The sequence below is a fragment of the Alkalihalobacillus sp. CinArs1 genome, assembly GCF_947387515.1.
GTDB lineage: Bacteria > Bacillota > Bacilli > Bacillales > Guptibacillaceae > Guptibacillus.
Window position 1 is genome coordinate 754327 of record NZ_CANDOB010000002.1, and the last position, 20813, is coordinate 775139.

Below are 20813 nucleotides of genomic sequence, written 5' to 3' on the forward strand. Positions count from 1 at the left end.
CACATAAATGTAGGAGGATTTTGATGCTAAGTAAACAAGGATTTGATCTATGGGCGAATGAGTACGATCATTCTGTACAGGTAAGTGAAGAAAGCGATTCCTATCCATTCGCTGGCTATAAGGAAATCTTGAATGCCATCTATAACGAGGTCATGTCGACCGAAAAGGCAAACATCCTCGATATCGGATTTGGGACAGGTGTTCTTGCGAGCAGGTTGTACGAAGCCGGACACGACATAAACGGTATCGACTTTTCGAACGAAATGATTCGGATCGCTCAGTTGAAAATGCCATATGCGCAGCTGATCGAATGGGATCTTACACACGGACTTCCTGAACATTTTAAGAAAAAGCAGTATGACGTTATTATCAGCACATACGCTTTGCACCATATTTCTGATCGTGAGAAGGTTGCATTCATTAAAGAACTCCTTCCACAGCTGTCAGAAAACGGAAAGATTTTGATCGGTGATGTGGCGTTTGAAAATCGCAGGAAATTAGAAGCGTGTCGAAGCGAAAACCTTCATCACTGGGATGATGATGAATTTTACTTTGCTTTTGATGAACTAAAAGCGGAGTTAGAAGGATCGTGTAAACTCGAATTTCACGATTTCTCCCACTGCGGCGGTGTGATACAAATCTCAAACTAAGAAACAGGTGAGGATGCTTAGGCATCCTTTTTTTTATGAAGGATTTTCACGTTGCTCATCGAATCAACTATCAACATGTGAGGTGATCCGTTGGAAAGCTCGACTTTATTCCGTAAGCAACTAGCACACAAATTGTTTGTAACCATCTTGATAAGCTCCTATTTCGTTTTCGGAATCCTATCCTTCTTTGAAGCTGAAATCTCAAAATCTCCTATACTCACGACAATGTTTTCAATAGTCGTGATCATTGTTGGGATAGCAGTCGTTTACTTCATTAAACTAGCAATGAAAAAAGGAAGGGCTGCCGTAGTAGGTTTGTTAGCTTTTTACCTATTCTTTCTAGTAACAAAAGTCATTATCTACGTAGCAACATAATGTATCATTAGATGTAGTTGCTTTTTAAACTAGAAAGTGAGGGTACACGATGAAAAAGTGGATCATTGCTTGTTTTGTCATGTTGTTATTGACCGGTTGCGCTGTGGATGTGGACCAACCTAGCACCACTTCAGACGTGCCTGAAATTGAAGAAGGGGATCGGTATTTAAGCGAAATCAATGCGCTAAAAGGGGATTTTCTAGATATCCCTGAGTCCATAGAGGAAGAACGAGAAGCAGTAGAAACAACGGTTGTTTCATACGATATTGTCGGAGATCACATAGAAAATCATAATGTTCTAACAGAAGAAGAAGAGTATCTAGAATATACTAAGCAACACGAAGCACATGAGGCGCTTTGGAAGTTATTTGCTGACTTAATCCCTTCTGAAGACCGCAGTATGGTAAAAGAGTTCTTGATCTTTACGGATGGGAAGGATGAAGTCCTCGGGTATGTGGAACCACTAGACAATTCGAAAGAGTGGCGTCTCGCGATCGATTATGAAGATACAACGAACGAGAAGGATTTCTATTATACGCTCGTGCACGAATATGGTCATCTTCTGACTTTGAAAGATGATCAGGTGAATGCGACGAATTTAGAGGATGAAGATGAAGTAGAAGAAGCCTTCATGGCATGTGATGATTACTTTGCATTCAATGGGTGTAGTAAGGAAAATTCGTATATGAACGCCTTCTTCCAAACGTTTTGGTCCGATTATTATGAGGAGTGGCTCGATAAGGAAGTTGAATGGAACGAAGAAGCGCAGGTCGCGTTTTATGATGATTATGCGGATCACTTTTCAACCGACTATGCAGCGACACATCCTGAAGAAGATATCGCAGAAGCGTGGACACATTTTATCTTTTCTACGAAGCCAGAAGGTGATACGATCGCTGAGCAGAAAATAGCTTTCTTTTATCAATTTCCTGAACTGATCGAACTTAGAAAAGACATTCTTTCTCAATTGAATGATTCATTAAAGGAAAAGTAGTAGATAATCGTAATGAGAGTTTGTATTAGAGATGAAGTATTTGCCCATTAATGGTAAAATAAATGATTGTGTAAAGCTGTTTTTTGCGGTATGCCGTAATAATAAAGATTTTAGACACGAACAGTTTTGATTATAACTATAATAAAAATAAAAGGTTCGAGTACGATTACACAATCGAACATGTTCATAAGTGAGGTAAGTAATGGATAATCAACGTGTGTTTAACGACCTGAGAAATAGTTTGCCTACAGCAGATGTCAGATTGAATGAACCACTGAATGTGCATACGTACACACAGATGGGTGGAGAAGCAGATGTGTTTGTTTTTCCAGGTGGTGCGGAAGATGCAAGAGCAGTGGTGGAGTATGCCAATAAGCATGATTTACCGCTAACCATTCTCGGTAAAGGATCGAATGTCATCATCCAGGATGGTGGAATCCGAGGAATCGTATTGAATATCTCGACGCTTGACAAAATTGAACGAACGGAAGATGCGGTCGTAGCAGAAGCAGGCGCTCGTATCATCGAAGTATCACAATTCGCCTTGAAAGAACATTTATCAGGACTAGAATTTGCATGTGGAATTCCTGGTTCCGTTGGTGGTGCTGTGTATATGAACGCTGGCGCGTACGGCGGCGAAGTAGCAGACTGCCTCGAAAGTGTGCTAGGGGTAACAAAAGACGGCAAGCTTGTTCGTCGAAAAGCAGAAGAGCTCGACTTATCGTATCGTCATAGTAACGTGGATGAAACAGGGTTCCTCGTACTTGAAGCAACATTTCAGTTGAAAAAAGGAAACTATGACGACATCAAAGCGATTATGGATGATCTAACGTTTAAACGCGAAAGCAAGCAGCCGCTCGAATATCCTTCTTGTGGAAGTGTGTTCAAGCGCCCGCCAGGCTTATTCGCTGGAAAGCTCATTCAAGATTCAGGCTTGCAGGGAACAAGAATCGGTGGAGCGGAAGTTTCCAAAAAGCATGCAGGCTTTATCGTTAACATCGACAATGCCACTGCAACAGATTATCTGAACGTGATCCATCACGTGCAGAACACTGTAAAAGAAAAGTTTTCGGTCGATCTAGAACGTGAAGTAAGGGTCATCGGTGAGCCGTTGAAGGAAAAAGATGCTTCAGAATAGAATATGGTGAAAGGTAAGAAGGGATGATGTGATTCATCCCTTTTTGCTTTATATGAAGGAGGATCAATCGTGAGAAAAACGACAGTCGGGGTGGTCATCATCTTATTTCTCGTCATTGCTTTTTTTTCAAATAACTTCAGTCTGCAATCTACTGTAGATAGCTGTATAAAAGCAAACGGGGAAGCGAAGATAGAGAAGGACTTTCTCGGAATGAATTGGAATGTAAAGTGCGAGCTTGAATAGGAACTTTTAAAGGAGTTGGAAGAGGATGAAGGTTAGAGAGATAAAAGCAGAAGACGTTGAAGGGTTCTGTAAGATTAGAAATCAGGTCGACGCGGAGTCACGATACATGCTGTTTGGTGCTGATGAGCGAAAAGCCGATGTAGAGGAAGAAAAGAAGAAGATTGCGTCGATGTTGAGAAATGAAACGTCTACGATCTTTGTCGCTGAACAAGATGAGAAATTGGTAGGTTATTTAGTCGCTGTTGGAAGTGAAGCAAAGAAAAAGCGTCATGCCGTTTACCTCGTCATCGGTGTACTCGAAAAGGCTCAAGGCACAGGAGTCGGAACGGCCCTTTTTAACAAATTAGAGGATTGGGCGGAGAGTAAAAACGTACATAGGTTGGAGTTGAACGTCGCGACCCCGAACGAAGGAGGGCTCGCGCTATACAAAAAGTTCGGCTTTGAAGTAGAAGGGTTGAAGCGACATTCGTTGCTGATGGATGATACATATGTAGATGAGTATTATATGGGGAAGCTGCTGTAAAGAAAAATACGAATCATAAATTCAGTTTAAACTCTATATAAAAAAGCTTGGCAACGATGCCAAGCTTTTTTCAACTGTTTAGTACGGATCTGATGGATGACTCTTGTCCTCAGCTTCACATACAGCTTCATCGAGTACGGAGCCGGTAGACTTCTTCATTTCCTTCAATCCGTTCATGACTCGTTCCCCGTATTCTTTATCACACTGTGTAAAGTGTTCGATCATCTTCTCTTGAATCTCTTCTCGGCAGTCCATGAGTGCACTGACGAGGTTTGAAATCAGTTCCTCTTGCTCCCAGTCGTTTAGTCTGCGATACGTTTCTCCCGCTTGACCGTAGTTGTTTTCACGAGGAATGCTTTTTCTCGATAAATTTCCTTCAACAAATGGTTCATGTTCCACACCTGGATTCGCTGCTTCTTTCAACCCGCCGATCAAAGAAGGTTCATAGTTGATATGTGGGTTTTCATCTTTCCCATAATCAGTGCGGTTGTCCATCTGGCCGCCGCTCTGGTTCGTCGAAACATGTTTCTTCGGCTTATTGATCGGAAGTTGTAAGTAGTTTGAACCAACACGGTATCGCTGCGTATCAGAGTAGGAATACGTCCTGCCTTGCAGAAGCTTGTCATCAGAGAAGTCGAGCCCATCGACCAATACCCCAGTACCAAATGCTGCTTGTTCCACTTCAGCAAAATAGTTCTCAGGGTTTTTGTTGAGCGTCATCTTCCCAACCTTATGCCAAGGAAAATCCTCTTTGTACCAAAGCTTCGTTGGATCGAGGGGGTCGAAATCTAGTTCTGGATGCTCGCCATCCTCCATGATCTGTACATAGAGCTCCCATTCTGGATAGTCTCCTTCTTCGATCGCTTGATACAAGTCAGCCGTCGCATGATTAAAGTTCATCGACTGAATGTGATCCGCTTCATCTTGTGAAAGGTTGCGAATTCCTTGGACGGGTTCCCAGTGATACTTTACAAGTACAGCTTTTCCTTCTTCGTTCACCCATTTGTATGCATGGACACCAGATCCTTGCATATGTCGAAAGTTTGCTGGAATGCCCCATGGAGAGAACAGGAAGGTAACCATGTGCATCGATTCAGGAGATTGGCAAAGGAAGTCAAACATTCTCTCCATATCCTGTATGTTCGTTACAGGGTCAGGCTTGAAGGAGTGCACCATATCAGGAAACTTGAGAGGGTCACGGATGAAGAATACTTTTAAGTTATTTCCTACAAGGTCCCAGTTTCCGTCTTCTGTATAAAACTTAACTGCAAATCCTCTAGGGTCTCTCAGCGTTTCTGGTGAATGTGTGCCGTGCACGACCGTTGAGAACCTTACAAAAACAGGCGTTTTCTTAGCTTCCGTAAACACTTTTGCACGTGTATACGTCGAAATCGGTTCGTCTCCTACTTTTCCATACGATTCAAAATACCCATGCGCACCTGCCCCTCGTGCATGAACGACGCGTTCAGGGATTCGCTCTCTGTCAAAATGGCTGATTTTCTCAAGGAAATCGTAGTTCTCAAGAGTGGTTGGCCCGCGACTTCCTACTGTTCGGACATTCTGGTTGTTCGTGACAGGATGTCCCTGCTGGTTTGTTAACGTCTCGTCCTGAGGCTTTTTCTTCTTTTCATCCATAAAGCTCCCTCCTTTTATTCACGATTTCAGTTATCTCCAACCAGCACCTTCATATTCACTTTGCAATACAATTTATTGGGTCATTTTGTCCATTATTTAAAAATGTCAACAAGTCATCTGCCGAATTTGAGTTTGGAATTCATTGCGAACGCTTTCTTATGGCCTTACTATTGGAATTAACAAGTAAAACATTTCGCAAGGAAAGCTAACTGACAGGATCTAATAAAACATGTCAACAAGTCTTCCCTGCGAAAGAAGAGGAGGAACTATCATGAGCGACCAAGAAAAATCCGGTTTCAAAGTGAAGATTCAACGGTTTGGTAGCTATCTAAGCGGCATGATCATGCCGAACATCGGTGCATTTATTGCATGGGGACTTATTACAGCATTATTTATTCCAGATGGTTGGATTCCAAATGAACAATTAGCATCACTTGTTGGTCCAATGATCAACTACTTATTACCACTCTTAATCGGTTACACTGGTGGTAAAATTGTTTACGGCGCACGAGGCGGAGTAGTCGGTGCGACAGCGACGATGGGTGTGATCGTCGGAGCGGATATTCCGATGTTCCTAGGTGCGATGGCGATGGGACCACTCGGTGGTTATGCGATTAAGAAATTCGACGAAGCGATCAAAGGCAAAGTCAAATCCGGTTTTGAAATGCTAGTTAACAACTTCTCAGCAGGTATCATCGGTGGTATTCTGACGATCCTCGCTTCACTAGCGATCGGACCAGTTGTACTAGGTTTAAACAAAGCACTTGCAGCTGGAGTAGAAGTCATCGTAGATGCTGGACTGTTACCACTAGCTAGTATTCTAGTTGAGCCAGCCAAAGTATTGTTCTTGAACAACGCGATCAACCACGGGATCTTAAGCCCGCTAGGAATCGATCAGGCAGCTAGCGCAGGAAAATCGATTCTGTTCCTATTAGAAACGAACCCTGGACCTGGACTTGGAATTCTTCTTGCTTTCTGGTTTGCAGGAAAAGGTTCAGCAAAGCAATCAGCACCAGGTGCTGCGATCATCCACTTCTTCGGTGGTATTCATGAAATTTACTTCCCGTACATCTTGATGAAACCAGCATTGATCATCGCAGTGATCCTTGGGGGAATGAGCGGCGTATTCACATTCGGTATTCTGAATGCAGGATTGATCGCACCACCTTCACCAGGTAGTATCTTTGCACTCATGATCATGACACCGCGTGGAGGATACCTTGGGGTTATCGCAGGTGTTGTTGTCGCTACACTCGTTTCATTCCTAGTTGCATCCTTCATCCTTAAGCGATCAAGTGACTCTGATGAAAATCTTGAAGAAGCAGCAGAAAAGATGGAAGCGATGAAAGGGAAGAAGAGTAGCGTAAGGTCATCACTAGGCGCGAAAGAAGAAACGTCATCCGACGCAACTGTTAACTACAAAGACATCAAAAAAGTTGTATTCGCATGTGACGCAGGTATGGGCTCAAGTGCAATGGGTGCGTCCGTGTTGAGAAATAAATTTAAAAAAGCAGGTCTTGAGCATATCGAAGTGATCAACACATCGATCAGCAATCTTCCGAACGATGCAGATCTTGTTGTCACTCATAAAGACTTAACAGATCGTGCAAAAGCGAAGCTTCCAAAGGCGCATCACATTTCAGTAACAAACTTTATGAACAGTCCGAAATATGATGAGCTTGTAAGTGATCTTTCAGGGGATAAGCAGGAGGAAGAAACAACTAGCACGAAGGACACTGAAGTGGCTGCAAAAGACATTCAAAAAGTCGTGTTTGCATGTGACGCTGGAATGGGGTCAAGTGCGATGGGGGCATCTGTTTTACGAAACAAGTTCAAGAAAGCAGGACTTGAAGAGATCGATGTATCGAACACATCTATCAACAATCTACCAGATGATGCAGACTTAATCGTGACCCACAAAGACTTAACGGATCGTGCAAAAGCGAAGCGTCCAGACGCTGAGCACATTTCAGTGGCGAACTTCATGAATAGTCCTAAGTACGATGAACTTGTTAACATGCTAAAAGACCGTTAACAAAAGGATAGAGGTGAACTCACATCTTTATATCAGCAAGGGAAAGAAGTATTCTACAACTTTTGCTTGAAACAGACGATTTCTTTACGGTGAAAGAAATAGCTAAGCAACTCAGTGTTAGTGAACGGACCGTTCATAGAGATTTAGCGGGAATAGAAGATGTTGTGAATCACTACGGATTGACATTAATAAAAAAGGCAGGGGTGGGTGTCCAATTCGATGGACATCCCTCTCAGCGTGAAGAGCTCAAACGGTACTTGTACAATTTAAACATTACCGAGTATACACAAGATGAAAGAGAAACATTGATACTCTGTAAACTTTTAGAATCCCATGAGCCTATTAAACTCGTCAGTCTTGCGCATGATCTCAGGGTCACCGTGGCAACGATCAGCAACGACTTGAACAGAGTAGAAGAATGGCTACAGAATATGCAGCTTTCTTTAATTAGAAAGCGCGGGTATGGTGTTCAGGTAGAGGGTGCAGAAGCATTGAAGAGACATGCGATCAGTTCTCTGCTTGCGACAGAGTATAACGACTCAGACTTCTTTACATTATTGCAGCGTTCGATTCAAAACAAATCAAAAGGTGACGTGATGGAGTCTGCTTCAAAGCAGCTTCTTGGGCTTGTTGATCACGAAAAGCTGCATCAAGTCGAAACGATCGTTAGGGAAGTAAATAATGACCTATCTCACATGATGGCAGATAGTGCCTACATTGGTCTCATCGTTCATTTAACACTTGCGATCGAACGAATTCAGCAAGGTGAAAAAATCGAGATGGAAAGAGATTTTCTTTCCACTATGAAAGAAACAAAAGAATTCACGATTGCAGAAACGATCAGCAAGCGAATGGAAGATTATTTCTCTGTTCCGATCCCTGAAGCTGAGGTCGGGTATATCACGATGCACCTCAGAGGAGCAAAGCTTCGGAATTCAAGCAGTTATTATTTAGAAGAGTCGAATTATCCGATCACTGTAAAGGCGAAACAGCTGATTAGAGAAGTTAGTGATAAGACGAACGTGGACCTTGTGTCGAATGATTCTCTATTTCAAGGGCTTGTAACACACTTAGGTCCAGCGATGCATCGTCTCAATCAGAAAATGAGCATCCATAATCCACTTTTAACGAAAATCAAAGAAGATTATCAAGAACTTTTCGTTATCATCTCGGAGGCTGTTGAAAATGTCTTCAAAGGGCTTTCCGTTCCCGATGAAGAAGTTGGATTTCTAGTCCTTCACTTTGGTTCTGCGCTTGAAGGTCGAAATAAGAAGAACGATCTGAGAATTCTTGCCGTTTGTTCTAGCGGAATCGGAACGTCAAAGATGCTCGCTACAAGGCTCAAGCAAGAATTTCACGAGATACATGATGTGAAGAGCGTCTCGCTCTTCCAACTAGAAAAAGAAGATGTCCATGCGTTCGACCTGATCGTGTCGACGATCCCTTTAACGGAGTTGGATGCAGACTATATTGAAGTGAGTCCGTTTCTATCTGAAAAAGAAGCAACAGGCATCCGAACAGCGCTTCAACGATCGACTGGATCAAGCAAAAGAGTACTTGAACGTAAAGAAAGCGCCTTTCAGTCAGGGAGAGAAGCTGTATCCTGGTTTACGCAAACAGCCTCATACAGCGAGGCAGCAGCTTCTATTATGGACCATTTCCTTCTAACACAAGCTAAATCAGATCAACTAGAAGACTTGTTAATAAACGAATGCAGCCGACTGCAAAAGGGTAATACCATTACGAGTTCAGCTTCAGTTACGGAAGCAGTTCTAAAACGCGAAGAATTAGGCGGCGTTGGAATACCAGAATCTTCTCTTGCGTTGTTTCATGCGCGTACAAAAGAGGTTCTTAAGCCGACATTTTCAATGATCAGGTTGGAAAGTCCGGTTAAGCGAAGCGCGATGGATGGAACAGAAATCGATATGAAAACGATTCTGTTACAGCTTGCACCAGAAGAAGCAACGTTAGAACAAATTGAAGTGATGAGCTTCATCAGTACCATCATTATCGAAACTGGTGAAACACTCGCTTTGTTTGAACAGGAAGATGAGGAACGAATCAAGCTCTTTCTAGCAGAGCGTTTAAAAGGATTCATCACTGAAAAATTAAAATCAAAGGGAGAAAACTAATATGGCTAACGGCATTTTAACGAAAGAAAATATCGTATTGAACGAAACTGCAGCAACGAAGGAAGACGCGATCCGTCTTGCAGGAAACATTCTTGTGGAGAAAGGGTACGTTGAAGAAAGCTATATCGACCAAATGTTTGAACGTGAGAAGATCACGACAACTTATATGGGGAACTACGTAGCGATCCCTCATGGTACGGAAGATGCGAAGAAATCAGTAAATCATTCAGGTCTTTCCATCGTACAGCTTCGTGAAGGCGTTGATTTTGGTGATGGAAATATCGCGAAGCTTATTATCGGAATTGCTGGAAAAGATAACGAGCACCTTGAAATTCTATCTCAAATAGCAATCGTGTGTTCAGAAGAAGAAAATGTGGAGAAGCTCATTCAAGCAGAAGATAAAGAAACATTTATCTCTATGTTTAACGAGGTGAACTAATCATGCTAGCTGTACATTTCGGAGCTGGGAATATCGGGAGAGGGTTCATCGGTAAGCTGCTATCACAATCAGGCTATGAGGTTTGTTTTGTTGATATCAATGAAACGGTAATCGATGAACTGAATGAAAAGAATCAATACACTGTAGAAATTCTTGGCCAAGAGCGTAAAGAAATCAAGGTGGATAACGTACGGGGGATCAACAGTAAAGCGAATCCTGAATCGGTCGTTGAGGCGATTAGTAAAGCTGACCTCATCACGACAGCGGTTGGTCCAACCGTGCTAAAAATGATTTCTAGTAGTATAAAAGAAGGCATCGAAAAGCGCATCGAAAGAGGGAAAGCTCCCGTTAACATCATCGCATGTGAAAACATGATCGGCGGAAGTACGATGTTGAAAGAAGCGATTCAGGAGCAAATGGGAGGAAGCGGTTCACTCGAACAGTATGCTGGTTTTCCAGATGCAGCGGTCGATCGTATCGTACCGAACCAAACGCATGACGATCCTTTAACAGTAGCGGTCGAACCGTTTTATGAGTGGGCTGTCGACAAGACGATGATGGTGGGAGAAGTCCCGGAAATCAAGGGAATTACGTACGTTGACGATCTCGCTCCTTACATCGAGCGCAAGCTGTTTACTGTGAACACGGGTCATGCAATGACGGCGTATCTAGGTTACCTTGCTGGTGCAGAAACGATTAAAGACGCTCTTGAAAATGAAGCGCTCTATGCAGATGTGAAACGTGCCTTAGAAGAAACGGGTGCATTGCTAAAGCATAAATACAGCTTTGACTCAGAAGTTCACAGTGCGTATATCGAGAAGATTCTTGCGAGATTCGAGAACCCACATCTTGTAGACGAAGTTACACGAGTCGGTCGTGCACCAATTCGTAAACTCGGTCCGAACGATCGATTAACCGGGCCCGCAAGTCAGCTGATGAAGATCGGTAAAGAGCCAACGTACTTAGCAAAAGGAATTGCGGCGGCACTTCTTTTCGATCCAAAAGGTGACGAAGAAGCTGTCCAAATCCAAGAAGCTATCCAAACGAATGGCCTGTCAAACGCCATCACAACTTACACAGGCATTGAAGAAGGCTCATCCCTATTCAACCTAATCAAAAAGCACTACGATGAATTGAGTTAGAACATAGCTGCCGAGGTAATCTCGGTGGCTTTTTTATGCTGTCTGAACCAATACGGTTTCGCTGATAAAAAGGAAATATCGCTGATAAAACAGCCCTTTTCGCTGATATAAACTTCTATTTCGCTGATAAAAACAAAATATCGCTGATAAATGCTAACGATCGCCGATAACCTCCTTGAGGAGGCTACTCTGGGATATGGTATTTGTGCCTAAATAGGTTTCCAAAGCCCCCTTTGTTAATCTTCCTGATATTTTAATTGTTTTGAAACTATTCTGAAGGATTAACGTATTAGAAGTTGAAGACTATCATATCAATTAGCAGGTATCCGCGAAATTTAAGCAAGGGGGACTAGGAATGGGAGAAGTGATCAAAGCTGACCATCTAGTAAAGTCATACGGTAGTATTCAGGCAGTAAAAGACATTTCACTTACAGTTAATAAGGGAGAGATCTTTGGCATCATCGGACCGAATGGTGCGGGGAAAACAACGACCATCGAAATGCTTGAAGGCATACGAAAGCCTGACGGTGGAGAACTTTCGGTTCTTGGCCTAACGCCTCATAAACAGCTGCGAGAGTTGAACAAAAAAATCGGTGTTCAGTTTCAGGCAACGGCCATTCAGAAGAAGATGAAGGTAAAAGAGGCGATCGATCTATTCGCATCATTTTATCCAACTACTCAAAAAGATCATCTTATCGATCTTTTGGGGCTTCATGAAAAACTAGGTGTGATGTTCGATGACTTGTCAGGTGGGTGGAAGCAGCGCGTTACGCTTGCACTCGCTACCCTTCATAAACCGGAAATCTTATTCCTTGATGAACCGAGCATGGGGCTTGATCCTCACGCTAGGCGAGAACTGTGGGGCTTGATCAATGCACTGAAAGAACAAGGGTGCACGATCGTTCTTACAACTCACTATATGGAAGAAGCAGAAAAGCTTTGTGATCGCGTTGCGATGATCTATAGCGGTCAACTAAGAGCACTAGGTACTCCTCAACAGCTCTTGAACCAGATTCCTGCTCACTACCTTACGTTTGATAGTGAAGAGCTGCTGTACGATTTCCTCATCTCCTTACCAAGCGTAGTTAGCGTTGAAAACGAGAACCAATCATACAAGGTGTTAAGCGATGATCAGCAAACGACTGCGTATTACATTTTTAAATATTGCTATGATAACGAGATTCCGGTTCAAGACTTTAGGTTCGAAAAGGGATCACTCGATGATCTGTTCGTCCATTTTCTTGAAAAGGAGGCGTCCGCATGACCGCGATGATGAAGCTAGCTAGTTTAGAAACAAAAATGTTTTTCCGAGATCGTCTGAGCGTGTTCTGGACATTTCTTTTTCCTGTTCTCATGATTTGGATGTTCGGCTCGATGTTTGGAGATAGCAATCTGAATGGACTTTCCTTCGCAGAAATGTTCGTTCCTTCTTGGATTGGTGTAAACATCGTGACGATTTCCTTCTTTACCCTAGGAACAGTTTTAACGAACTATCGAGAGACGGGGGTTCTAAGGAGGTACCAATCCACACCGATTCGCTCATGGATGATTCTTGCTGCACATACGTTTCAAGGTTCCGTTATCTTCGTTATCTCAGCACTATTGCTTATGGTCTTCGGAATATTAATGTATGATCTCACGTTACCAGTATATATGGGAAGCACGTTGCTAGCCCTTCTTGTTAGTATTCTAGCGTTTTTCCCGTTTGCATTGTTTCTGACGTCGCTTGCAAAAAATTCGCAGGCAGCCGCAGCGATCAGCTCATTATGTTTGAACGTGATGCTCTTCTTATCGGGAGCTGCTTTTCCGCTTGAATTCATGCCGACTATCCTCCAAAATGCTGCAAAAGTTCTTCCGCTTTACTACGTAGTAGAATTGCTTCGCGGAACGTGGAACGTTGGTCCGATTACCGATTATGGTCTTGAAGTAGGGGTGTTGCTCGGTATTTCCGTCGTATCTACGATTCTTGCATCACGGTTTTTCCGATGGAGTGACAAGTGAGTGAATCGAAAGCTACCTACTCTCATATTTCTTTTTGTTCTAACAGGATGTGGCGACCCCTCTCCTCTTAAATCAAACATCGAGGTCGAGATCAACCAAATGTTTGGAACAGAATTCGGCGTAATGGACCAAGTCTTTGTACAACATGAGGGTGAAACGATTGCGGTTTTAGGGGCAGAGGAGTTCTTGGAAGCAATACGAGACTCATCAAAAAGCAGTCAGAGTAAAGAAGGAGATTATGCGATCGTCCTACAAACTTCTGAAGGTATGAAAGAGTTTAGTAGAAAGCAAACTCGAGAAGTGCTTTCCTATAACAGTCAGTCTCAAAAGCTCTGCAATTCGAGTCATTGCTATACCGTACCTTCAGCTTTTCAATCAGAGGTGATACCAAAGTGACTAAACTACTCTTGCATATAGAAGGTTTCGTAGTCTTCATTCTATCTCTCTACTTTTTCTCGACAATGGACGTAAGCTGGTGGGTGTTTCTTCTTTTATTATTCACACCGGATTTAGCGATGTTCGGCTATGCGATGGGGAAGAAAGTAGGAGCGTATTGCTATAACGTGATCCATTCCTATAGCCTGCCGTTAATCTTGATCCTGATGAGTTTGATGGTGAATCAGCCCCTTTTCATAGCCATTGGGCTCATTTGGACAGCACATATCGGAATGGACAGAATGATCGGATATGGATTGAAGTCTACAGAGGACTTTAAAATCACGCACTTGCAAAAGGCGTAAAGACCGTCGGAACCGTTTCGACGGTCTTTTTTTCTATCTGTTTTTATCCCTTCATAGTAGCTCTTAATGGCAATTATGTAAGCGCTTACCTTTTATTCGGGCTATTCGAACTAGTGCATAGTATGTAAATTTATAATTTACAAAATATTTTCATTAAAAGTATATTAAAAATTCGTCGAAAATTGTAGGATAGTGTGGAACGAGTTACATAAAGGACATCTTAGGGAGGGAAACACGATGAAGAAATTGGGAATGATTATTGCGTCGATCAGTATGGCACTTACTGTTGTTACGCCATCGATGACGCCAAATGAGGTTCATGCAGCAACGAATGGCGATGTTGTTGTCAATGAATTAGCATGGATGGGGACGACAGTTGATTACAACGATGAGTGGATCGAGCTTTACAACAATACGGGCAGCGCCATTTCACTAGATGGCTGGACGCTAAACGCAACAGATGGCAGTCCATCTATCAACTTGACTGGCAGTATCCCAGCAGACGGTTATTACATACTTGAAAGAACAGATGATAATACAATATCTGGCGTTACGGCTGATCATATTTACAGTGGGGCACTTAGCAACTCTGGCGAAAACTTCGAACTTCGCGATGGTAGCGGCGCATTGATCGATAGCGTTGACGCATGGCATGCGGGTGATAACGACACGAAGGCGACGATGGAACGAGTAGACCCTGGAGTAGCAGGCACAGATGCTTCTAACTGGGTTACTTCTACTGGTTCATACACTGAAGGTAAAGGAACGCCTGCTTCATCGAACACAAGCGGCGGCTCAGGCGGTTCGGGGGGAGCTTGTACAGATACAACAGAGCACCTGAATCAAGTTTCTGAATCACCTGACGCAATCAACGTTTATTTCAATAAATGTGCGATGGCTCAATATGCTGATGCAGGTAACGAAGCAAACTACAATGTAAATCTTGAAGATCGTCTCTTAAAGCGTATTAATGCAGCAACGACAAGCATCGATTTCGCGACATATGAGATCAACCTTCCTAAAATCGTTGATGCTCTTATCCAAAAGGCATCTGAAGGTGTAGACGTACGTGTGATCGCAGACTCGAAAGACGCGACAGATCCTCACTACGTAGACCGCTTCAAGACAATGAGACTTTATGTTGAAGAAATGGTGCGTGGAAAAGATATGGTTGTCGGAACGGCAGACGATATTCACGTATTCTCTGATTCTCCAATGCTAGCAGTCGAAGACACAAATCTACGTGCGGACCATAACCTACCTTCTTCACCAGATGATTTCCCACAGCGTACGGTTATGATCGGGAACACTGAAATGACAGGCTATTTATTCGTTGAAGCGGAACAGCAAACTGACGGGACGTATTATTCTCCTGACGATCAAATGCACAATAAATTTGCACTCGTTGATGACCAGTGGGTGTTTACTGGAAGCTGGAACTTTACAGTGACAGGTCTTTATGGGTCTGAAGAAAACATGGCGAACGGCGTTCTTGATGGTAACCAGCAGCACGTTGTGGAAGTGAATTCTTCGGAATTAGCATCAATCTATGAAACTGAATTCAATGAAATGTGGGGAACATCAACATTAACACCAAGCACAGCGAATGCTAACTTTGGCTCTCGTAAAACGGATAACACACCACATCAAGTAACGATAGGTGGGAAAACAGTTGAGGTTTACTTCTCCGCTGGAGATGATGCGGTCGGTCGTATGGCTGAACTAATCAAAACTGAAGCTGATCTCAACACGTATTTCACGATCTTCGCTTGGAGTGATCAGACTCTAGTCGATGAGCTGAAGTACAAGTGGGAAGGTTCTTACCAGGACCAGCAAGGAACACTTACTGGCTTCGATGTAAAAGGCGTATTCTCAAGTGATTTCTGGAATCAGTGGTGGTCAGCGAGTATCGAAATGACGGGCCGCACGGTAACGGGAAGTCAAAACAACCCGAATATTCGCTGGGCGAATGCTGCTCCAGTATACAAGGATGCTGAATCCCGTAAGCTTCATAGTAAAACGATGCTTGTGGATGCAGAAACGAACAGTGATCCAACCGTCATTGTCGGTTCAACGAACTGGAGCACAAACGGTAACGACGTGAATGACGAAAACATGCTCATCATTCATGATGATGCAATCACGAACCAATTTGTACAGGAATTCAACGCACGGTACATTCAAGCAGGTGGAACAATAAATTAATTCAGAAGAGCATGAAATCGTATCGATTTCATGCTTTTTTTATTTTTAGAAAAAATTTGCACAAATCAGTTATAATGTTATATATTTATAACATAAAGTTAATTATTTCTAACAAAAGGAGTGAAAGAATTGAAATCAAAAACGGCGTTGATGCTCTTTTCTATTCTGTCAGTTTCCCTTGTCGGTGGACTCCTTTTTCAACTGTACTCGCTGTTAAGTAGTGATAACATGACGTCAGCACAGCTGCTGCTAACTGCTGCAACCGTTGTAGTGATGGTGATCTTAATCCCAGTACTCTTAAATCTAAGAAAAGATGTGAAGGCTGGAATACCTCATGATGATGAGCTCTCAAAAAAGGTGAAGATGTTTGCCGCTGGCTATGCGTATTTTTCATCTCTTATCATTTGGCTTGTCCTATTTGCCTTCCATTCTTATCTCCAAAAAGATGACCTCCTCATGGTAGGGCTCGCTTTCATGATCTTAAGCTTCGGAATTAACTGGCTGTTTGTTAGAAGGAAAGGGTTTCAGTAATGATAACAAGAATGAAAGAGCTGCGCGCAATCCGCAAGTTAACACAAGCAGATCTTGCAAAGCGGGTTAACGTGCGAAGAGAAACGATCGTTTTTTTGGAAAAAGGGGAGTACAATCCTTCTCTTAAGCTTGCTGCGAAAATTGCAAAACAGCTAGAGTCACGGATAGAAGACGTGTTTATCTTCGATGAAGAAGAGTTAATAGAATAAACACCTGACAAAATTGAGCGCGCAATTGATTGACGCTCAATTTTTTTGGTTTCTCTAAATCGACAGGCGGCCCCCTTTCTGAATTGTCAGTCTGTTACAATAATAGAAGCGTTGTGCGGATCAAGCTTACGGGAGGATAAGTAATTGAATCGATTTTATATAAATGTAAATGAAAAGAACGTCCGTGTTACGGAGTGGGGAAATGAGGATAAACCGACTATTTTCTGTTTGCACGGACTTGGGAGTACGAGCCTTAGCTTTATCGAAATTGCTGAAGGATTAAAAGAGCGATACCACATCATCGCGGTTGACGCCCCTGGTCATGGGAAATCGGAATCTTTCGATCGAGAAGAAGACTATGAGATGCCAAAAATGGTAGAGTGGTTGAACCGTGTGCTCGATCGCTTGAACATTCACGCATTTTACTTTTTATCCCATTCATGGGGAAGTTTTGTTACACTCTTTTATTTGAAGGAAAACAGAGAAAAGGTAAAAGGTTCACTCTTACTAGATGGAGGTTATCAAAGTAAACGAGAGTCACAGCTTTCGATGGAAGAAGAAGCCGCTTCGTATGAAATCGATTTTGAAGATTATATGGAATCGTGGGAATCGTTTAGAGAGCATGCTGCGTATGGAGCGGTTACGAGGAGAACTCCATCTTTAGATCTCGCAGCAGAAGATCTGCTACTGATGAAAGGTGGTAAGTATTACTGGCACGCGAGAGGGAAAACGGGAAGTAGTATTGTAAAAGCCATGCACAAGCATGAGATTATGGATATTTATAAAGCGCTCCCAGCAGAAATCATTTTACTGCGCGCTACCCTCCCGGAGGAGCGGGAGAGTGAGCGTTCGAGGATGGCGAGTGTATTTGAAAAAGAAGCGAGTGCGATCGTGGAACTTGTTCCTCATAGTACACATATGCTCCACTGGGATCAGCCGGAGTATGTTATTAGCGTCATTACACAGAGATGGGTTTAAAAGGAGAGAAGCGGGATGGAACGAACATGGTGGAAAGAAGCAGTCGTATATCAAGTTTACTGGCGGAGTTTCTATGATAGTGATGGAGATGGATATGGCGACTTAAGAGGCGTGATCGAAAAGTTAGATTATATCAAGAAGCTTGGGGTATCTGTCGTTTGGCTCAATCCCTTTTACGAATCACCTGATCGTGACAATGGGTATGATATTTCCGATTATTACTCAGTGATGGAGAAGGCCGGTACGATGGAGGACTTTGAGAAGCTGTTACATGAAGCCCACAAGAGGGACCTAAAGGTCATCATGGATCTTGTGGTGAACCATACTTCGGACCAACATGACTGGTTTACACAATCAAAGTCCTCGAAAGAGCATCCGAAGAGAGATTGGTACATATGGAGAGACCCTGTGGATGGAAAAGAACCAAATAACTGGCGCTCCTATTTTACCCCATCAACTTGGGAGTTTGACGAAGGCACAGGACAATATTATTTTCATTCCTTCGCAGTTGAGCAGCCAGATTTGAACTGGGAGAACAAAGAAGTGAGAGAGGCGATCTATGAGATGATGCGCTTCTGGCTTGAGAAGGGCATCGATGGCTTTCGAATGGACGTCATTAACCTTCTAGCGAAGGTCGATGGTTTTCCGAATGCTGAAAATCCCGACTATACTGATTACCTTGCAAATAATCCAGGCATCCATGAGTATTTGAAAGAGATGAACGAAAAGGTTCTCTCTCATTATGACGTTTTGACAGTTGGAGAGATTCCGTTCGTTACACCTGAGGAAGGCTTAAAGTACGTAGCAGAAGACCGAGGAGAGTTAAAGACGCTCTTTCATTTTGAGGTAGCTGACGATATGCCGACTTGGGATATGGTCCGGTATAAGGAAATTCAGGAGAAGTGGCATGAGACTTTTTATGGAAAAGGGTGGAATTCGCAGTTTTTGAATAATCATGACCACACACGTCAGGTAACGAGATACGGGAATGACAATCGTTATCGAAAAGAATCGTCCAAGCTTCTTGCCACGATGATTCATACACTTCCAGGAATACCCTATGTTTTTCAAGGGGAAGAAATTGGCATGACGGGTGTTCGATTCGATTCGATCGAAGATTACAACGATATCGCGATGAAAAATAAATTTAGAGAAGAAGTTGAAAAGGGCCGAAACCCTGTTGAGGTATTTGAAACCTTATTGCCTTTGAGTCGGGATAATTCGAGGACACCTATACAGTGGGATGAAACAGAACAAGCTGGCTTTACAGAAGGTGAACCATGGATCAAGGTAAACCCAAACTATAAACAGATCAACGTCAAGCGTGACCTTTCTGAAGAGGACTCGATCTTTGGTTATTATCAGGAGCTCATAGCACTACGAAAAGAGCATCCGGTTATGATTTACGGTGATTATAAAGATTTATCAAAAGGACAACAAAGGCTTTATGTATATACGAGGGAGTACGGTGAGTCCCGCTGGCTCATCATCTTAAACTATAGCGACGATCATACGATTTTTCATACCGATGTAGCGATCGATGAGAACAGGAAGCGATTAATTCTTGCAAACTACCGTGATGTTACTGAGGACGATGTATTAAAGGGCACTTCTCTTAGACCTCATGAAGCAAGGATCTATGAACTATGAGAGGTGGCGTATGAAGATAGCTGAACGGTTTGGGGATATCCCAACGATTGAAACAGAACGACTCATCCTAAGGAAAATAACGCTCGATGATGCAGTGGATGTGTATCATTATGCTTCGAATGAAGACGTAACTCGTCTCGTCACGTGGCATACTCACGAAGCATTGGAGGACAGTATCGAATTTATTCATACATTTTTACCTCGATATGATGCTCCGTGGGGAATCGAACTCAAACAAACTGGTAGGTTGATCGGTACCGTTCACTTCGTCTGGTGGGACCCTGAGCATAAAAGCGCAGAACTTGGTTATGTTCTTTCTCATGAACATTGGGGAGAGGGAATCATCACCGAAGCAGGCAGGGCGGTAATAAGGTTTGGTTTCGAGAGCATGGATTTAGTGCGAATTCAGGCTAGGTGTTTTTTGGAAAATATCGGATCTGAAAAGGTTATGAAGAAATTAGGGATGTCCTATGAAGGGATAACGAGAAAAGCAATGCTTGTAAAAGGGACACATCGTGACTTAAAAGTATATGCAATCGTTCAGGACTGAATAACTAAAGCGCCCAGGGGGAGGGCGCTTTTATGTTAGAGCTTGTTCTGTTCTTTCCGTACCTCATCACGATGATATGGAGAGTCCTTCACTTCATTTACTACGCTGAACGTATTGCCGTCTAAATCATAGAAATCAAATACCTTCATGCCACCAAATGCCTCGATTTCAGTTGTCACAACGCCATTTTCGTGTAACTTTTCATAAGCTTCTTCAATATCATCGACGAGAAAATTATAATACCCGTTCTTTGAATCAGTCGAAATTGTGAATTCAGTTGACTGTGACTCACCTACTTGAATTAAGGCGAGCTGTGTATCATCGTTTGGAAAGTAAAATCCAACACCGCCATCCCAGCTGTCGATCTTCGTCACACCGAGGTTGTCTTCGTACCACTTTACCGCTTTGTTGAGATCAGTTACAGGAATGAAAATACTGCCTACTTTGAACATGTCGTTCCTCCTTTTTCTTGTACTGCCTTTAGTACGACTGGTGATGGGAAAAAGTTCCGAACAATCCAATTTCTTGATAGGGTTTTTGAAGATCGATACAATAATTGAAGAGAATGGAGGAATGTAGTGTGAACGTAAACTTTGAAACGCAGTCAGGCAAACGATCGTTCGATCAGATCGTTGAAGGAAAC

22 protein-coding genes are annotated in these 20813 nt (G+C 42.8%); 20 read left to right on the plus strand and 2 right to left on the minus strand.

All coding sequences use genetic code 11. The features are described from left to right. Positions 1-23 precede the first annotated feature (23 nt). From PFZ69_RS12555 to PFZ69_RS12580, 6 genes are all read left to right on the plus strand, one after another. Positions 24-650, plus strand: a complete 627-nt coding sequence (locus PFZ69_RS12555; RefSeq protein WP_270181423.1) for a class I SAM-dependent methyltransferase — start codon at positions 24-26, stop codon at positions 648-650. 90 nt (positions 651-740) lie between these two features. Then, positions 741-1025, plus strand: a complete 285-nt coding sequence (locus PFZ69_RS12560; RefSeq protein ID WP_270181424.1) for a hypothetical protein — start codon at positions 741-743, stop codon at positions 1023-1025. 49 nt (positions 1026-1074) lie between these two features. Further along, positions 1075-2019, plus strand: coding sequence for a hypothetical protein (locus tag PFZ69_RS12565; protein WP_270181425.1), 945 nt, complete (start codon positions 1075-1077; stop codon positions 2017-2019). Between the two features lie 202 nt (positions 2020-2221). After that, a complete protein-coding gene (gene murB / locus PFZ69_RS12570) occupies positions 2222-3157 on the plus strand; it encodes a UDP-N-acetylmuramate dehydrogenase (protein ID WP_270181426.1) in 936 nt (311 codons plus the stop codon). 69 nt (positions 3158-3226) lie between these two features. Continuing rightward, on the plus strand, positions 3227-3400 hold the full coding sequence (locus tag PFZ69_RS12575; RefSeq protein ID WP_270181427.1) for a hypothetical protein: 174 nt from the start codon (positions 3227-3229) through the stop codon (positions 3398-3400). A 25-nt stretch (positions 3401-3425) separates the two neighbouring features. Further along, positions 3426-3923 (plus strand): GNAT family N-acetyltransferase, encoded by a 498-nt coding sequence (locus tag PFZ69_RS12580; protein ID WP_270181428.1) that lies wholly within the window; start codon positions 3426-3428, stop codon positions 3921-3923. A 78-nt stretch (positions 3924-4001) separates the two neighbouring features. Here PFZ69_RS12580 and PFZ69_RS12585 read toward each other — a convergent pair whose 3' ends face one another. After that, complete coding sequence (locus PFZ69_RS12585; RefSeq protein ID WP_270181429.1) at positions 4002-5558, minus strand: catalase; 1557 nt, start codon at positions 5556-5558, stop codon at positions 4002-4004. A 271-nt stretch (positions 5559-5829) separates the two neighbouring features. On the opposite strand from PFZ69_RS12585, the gene PFZ69_RS12590 reads away from it, so the two are divergent. The 14 genes from PFZ69_RS12590 (at position 5830) to PFZ69_RS12655 (ending at position 20170) form a co-directional block, all read left to right on the plus strand. Beyond that, on the plus strand, positions 5830-7593 hold the full coding sequence (locus PFZ69_RS12590) for a PTS mannitol-specific transporter subunit IIBC (protein WP_270181430.1): 1764 nt from the start codon (positions 5830-5832) through the stop codon (positions 7591-7593). Positions 7594-7643: 50 nt separating this feature from the next. Further along, the gene (locus tag PFZ69_RS12595; RefSeq protein WP_270182033.1) at positions 7644-9725 is read left to right on the plus strand and encodes a BglG family transcription antiterminator; all 2082 of its coding nucleotides are present in this window, start codon (positions 7644-7646) and stop codon (positions 9723-9725) included. Between the two features lies 1 nt (position 9726). Further along, positions 9727-10164, plus strand: coding sequence for a PTS sugar transporter subunit IIA (locus PFZ69_RS12600; RefSeq protein WP_270181431.1), 438 nt, complete (start codon positions 9727-9729; stop codon positions 10162-10164). A gap of 2 nt (positions 10165-10166) precedes the next feature. Then, positions 10167-11306, plus strand: coding sequence for a mannitol-1-phosphate 5-dehydrogenase (locus tag PFZ69_RS12605; protein WP_270181432.1), 1140 nt, complete (start codon positions 10167-10169; stop codon positions 11304-11306). A 355-nt stretch (positions 11307-11661) separates the two neighbouring features. After that, a complete protein-coding gene (locus PFZ69_RS12610; RefSeq protein ID WP_270181433.1) occupies positions 11662-12570 on the plus strand; it encodes an ABC transporter ATP-binding protein in 909 nt (302 codons plus the stop codon). Further along, positions 12567-13307 carry an ABC transporter permease gene (locus PFZ69_RS12615; protein WP_270181434.1) on the plus strand — a complete coding sequence of 247 codons (741 nt, stop codon included), beginning with the start codon at positions 12567-12569 and terminating at the stop codon, positions 13305-13307. The genes PFZ69_RS12610 and PFZ69_RS12615 overlap by 4 nt, the downstream gene beginning before the upstream one ends. Then, positions 13308-13703: a hypothetical protein gene (locus PFZ69_RS12620; RefSeq protein ID WP_270181435.1), complete on the plus strand. Its 396-nt coding sequence runs from the start codon at positions 13308-13310 to the stop codon at positions 13701-13703. Beyond that, positions 13700-14047: a DUF4260 domain-containing protein gene (locus tag PFZ69_RS12625; RefSeq protein WP_270181436.1), complete on the plus strand. Its 348-nt coding sequence runs from the start codon at positions 13700-13702 to the stop codon at positions 14045-14047. The genes PFZ69_RS12620 and PFZ69_RS12625 overlap by 4 nt, the downstream gene beginning before the upstream one ends. 237 nt (positions 14048-14284) lie before the next feature. Continuing rightward, positions 14285-16252 (plus strand): phospholipase D-like domain-containing protein, encoded by a 1968-nt coding sequence (locus PFZ69_RS12630; protein WP_270181437.1) that lies wholly within the window; start codon positions 14285-14287, stop codon positions 16250-16252. Between the two features lie 129 nt (positions 16253-16381). Further along, positions 16382-16783, plus strand: a complete 402-nt coding sequence (locus tag PFZ69_RS12635; RefSeq protein ID WP_270181438.1) for a hypothetical protein — start codon at positions 16382-16384, stop codon at positions 16781-16783. Further along, positions 16783-16992: a helix-turn-helix transcriptional regulator gene (locus tag PFZ69_RS12640; protein ID WP_270181439.1), complete on the plus strand. Its 210-nt coding sequence runs from the start codon at positions 16783-16785 to the stop codon at positions 16990-16992. Before PFZ69_RS12635 ends, PFZ69_RS12640 begins: the two co-directional genes overlap by 1 nt. Positions 16993-17136: 144 nt before the next feature. Continuing rightward, positions 17137-17970, plus strand: coding sequence for an alpha/beta fold hydrolase (locus PFZ69_RS12645; protein WP_270181440.1), 834 nt, complete (start codon positions 17137-17139; stop codon positions 17968-17970). Between the two features lie 15 nt (positions 17971-17985). Next, positions 17986-19620: an alpha-glucosidase gene (locus PFZ69_RS12650; RefSeq protein WP_270181441.1), complete on the plus strand. Its 1635-nt coding sequence runs from the start codon at positions 17986-17988 to the stop codon at positions 19618-19620. Positions 19621-19630: 10 nt separating this feature from the next. After that, positions 19631-20170, plus strand: coding sequence for a GNAT family N-acetyltransferase (locus tag PFZ69_RS12655; RefSeq protein WP_270181442.1), 540 nt, complete (start codon positions 19631-19633; stop codon positions 20168-20170). Positions 20171-20205: 35 nt separating this feature from the next. Here PFZ69_RS12655 and PFZ69_RS12660 read toward each other — a convergent pair whose 3' ends face one another. Continuing rightward, the gene (locus tag PFZ69_RS12660; protein ID WP_270181443.1) at positions 20206-20622 is read right to left on the minus strand and encodes a VOC family protein; all 417 of its coding nucleotides are present in this window, start codon (positions 20620-20622) and stop codon (positions 20206-20208) included. Positions 20623-20813 lie beyond the last annotated feature (191 nt).

Excerpts from the sequence above, each read along its gene's own strand:
- PFZ69_RS12590 (WP_270181430.1), top strand. The coding sequence starts at position 5,830 with ATGAGCGACCAAGAAAAATCCGGTTTCAAAGTGAAGATTCAACGGTTT.
- PFZ69_RS12565 (WP_270181425.1), top strand. The coding sequence starts at position 1,075 with ATGAAAAAGTGGATCATTGCTTGTTTTGTCATGTTGTTATTGACCGGT.
- PFZ69_RS12585 (WP_270181429.1), bottom strand. The coding sequence starts at position 5,558 with ATGGATGAAAAGAAGAAAAAGCCTCAGGACGAGACGTTAACAAACCAG.
- PFZ69_RS12605 (WP_270181432.1), top strand. The coding sequence starts at position 10,167 with ATGCTAGCTGTACATTTCGGAGCTGGGAATATCGGGAGAGGGTTCATC.
- PFZ69_RS12650 (WP_270181441.1), top strand. The coding sequence starts at position 17,986 with ATGGAACGAACATGGTGGAAAGAAGCAGTCGTATATCAAGTTTACTGG.
- PFZ69_RS12580 (WP_270181428.1), top strand. The coding sequence starts at position 3,426 with ATGAAGGTTAGAGAGATAAAAGCAGAAGACGTTGAAGGGTTCTGTAAG.
- PFZ69_RS12640 (WP_270181439.1), top strand. The coding sequence starts at position 16,783 with ATGATAACAAGAATGAAAGAGCTGCGCGCAATCCGCAAGTTAACACAA.
- PFZ69_RS12610 (WP_270181433.1), top strand. The coding sequence starts at position 11,662 with ATGGGAGAAGTGATCAAAGCTGACCATCTAGTAAAGTCATACGGTAGT.
- murB (WP_270181426.1), top strand. The coding sequence starts at position 2,222 with ATGGATAATCAACGTGTGTTTAACGACCTGAGAAATAGTTTGCCTACA.
- PFZ69_RS12655 (WP_270181442.1), top strand. The coding sequence starts at position 19,631 with ATGAAGATAGCTGAACGGTTTGGGGATATCCCAACGATTGAAACAGAA.
- PFZ69_RS12630 (WP_270181437.1), top strand. The coding sequence starts at position 14,285 with ATGAAGAAATTGGGAATGATTATTGCGTCGATCAGTATGGCACTTACT.
- PFZ69_RS12660 (WP_270181443.1), bottom strand. The coding sequence starts at position 20,622 with ATGTTCAAAGTAGGCAGTATTTTCATTCCTGTAACTGATCTCAACAAA.
- PFZ69_RS12600 (WP_270181431.1), top strand. The coding sequence starts at position 9,727 with ATGGCTAACGGCATTTTAACGAAAGAAAATATCGTATTGAACGAAACT.
- PFZ69_RS12555 (WP_270181423.1), top strand. The coding sequence starts at position 24 with ATGCTAAGTAAACAAGGATTTGATCTATGGGCGAATGAGTACGATCAT.
- PFZ69_RS12615 (WP_270181434.1), top strand. The coding sequence starts at position 12,567 with ATGACCGCGATGATGAAGCTAGCTAGTTTAGAAACAAAAATGTTTTTC.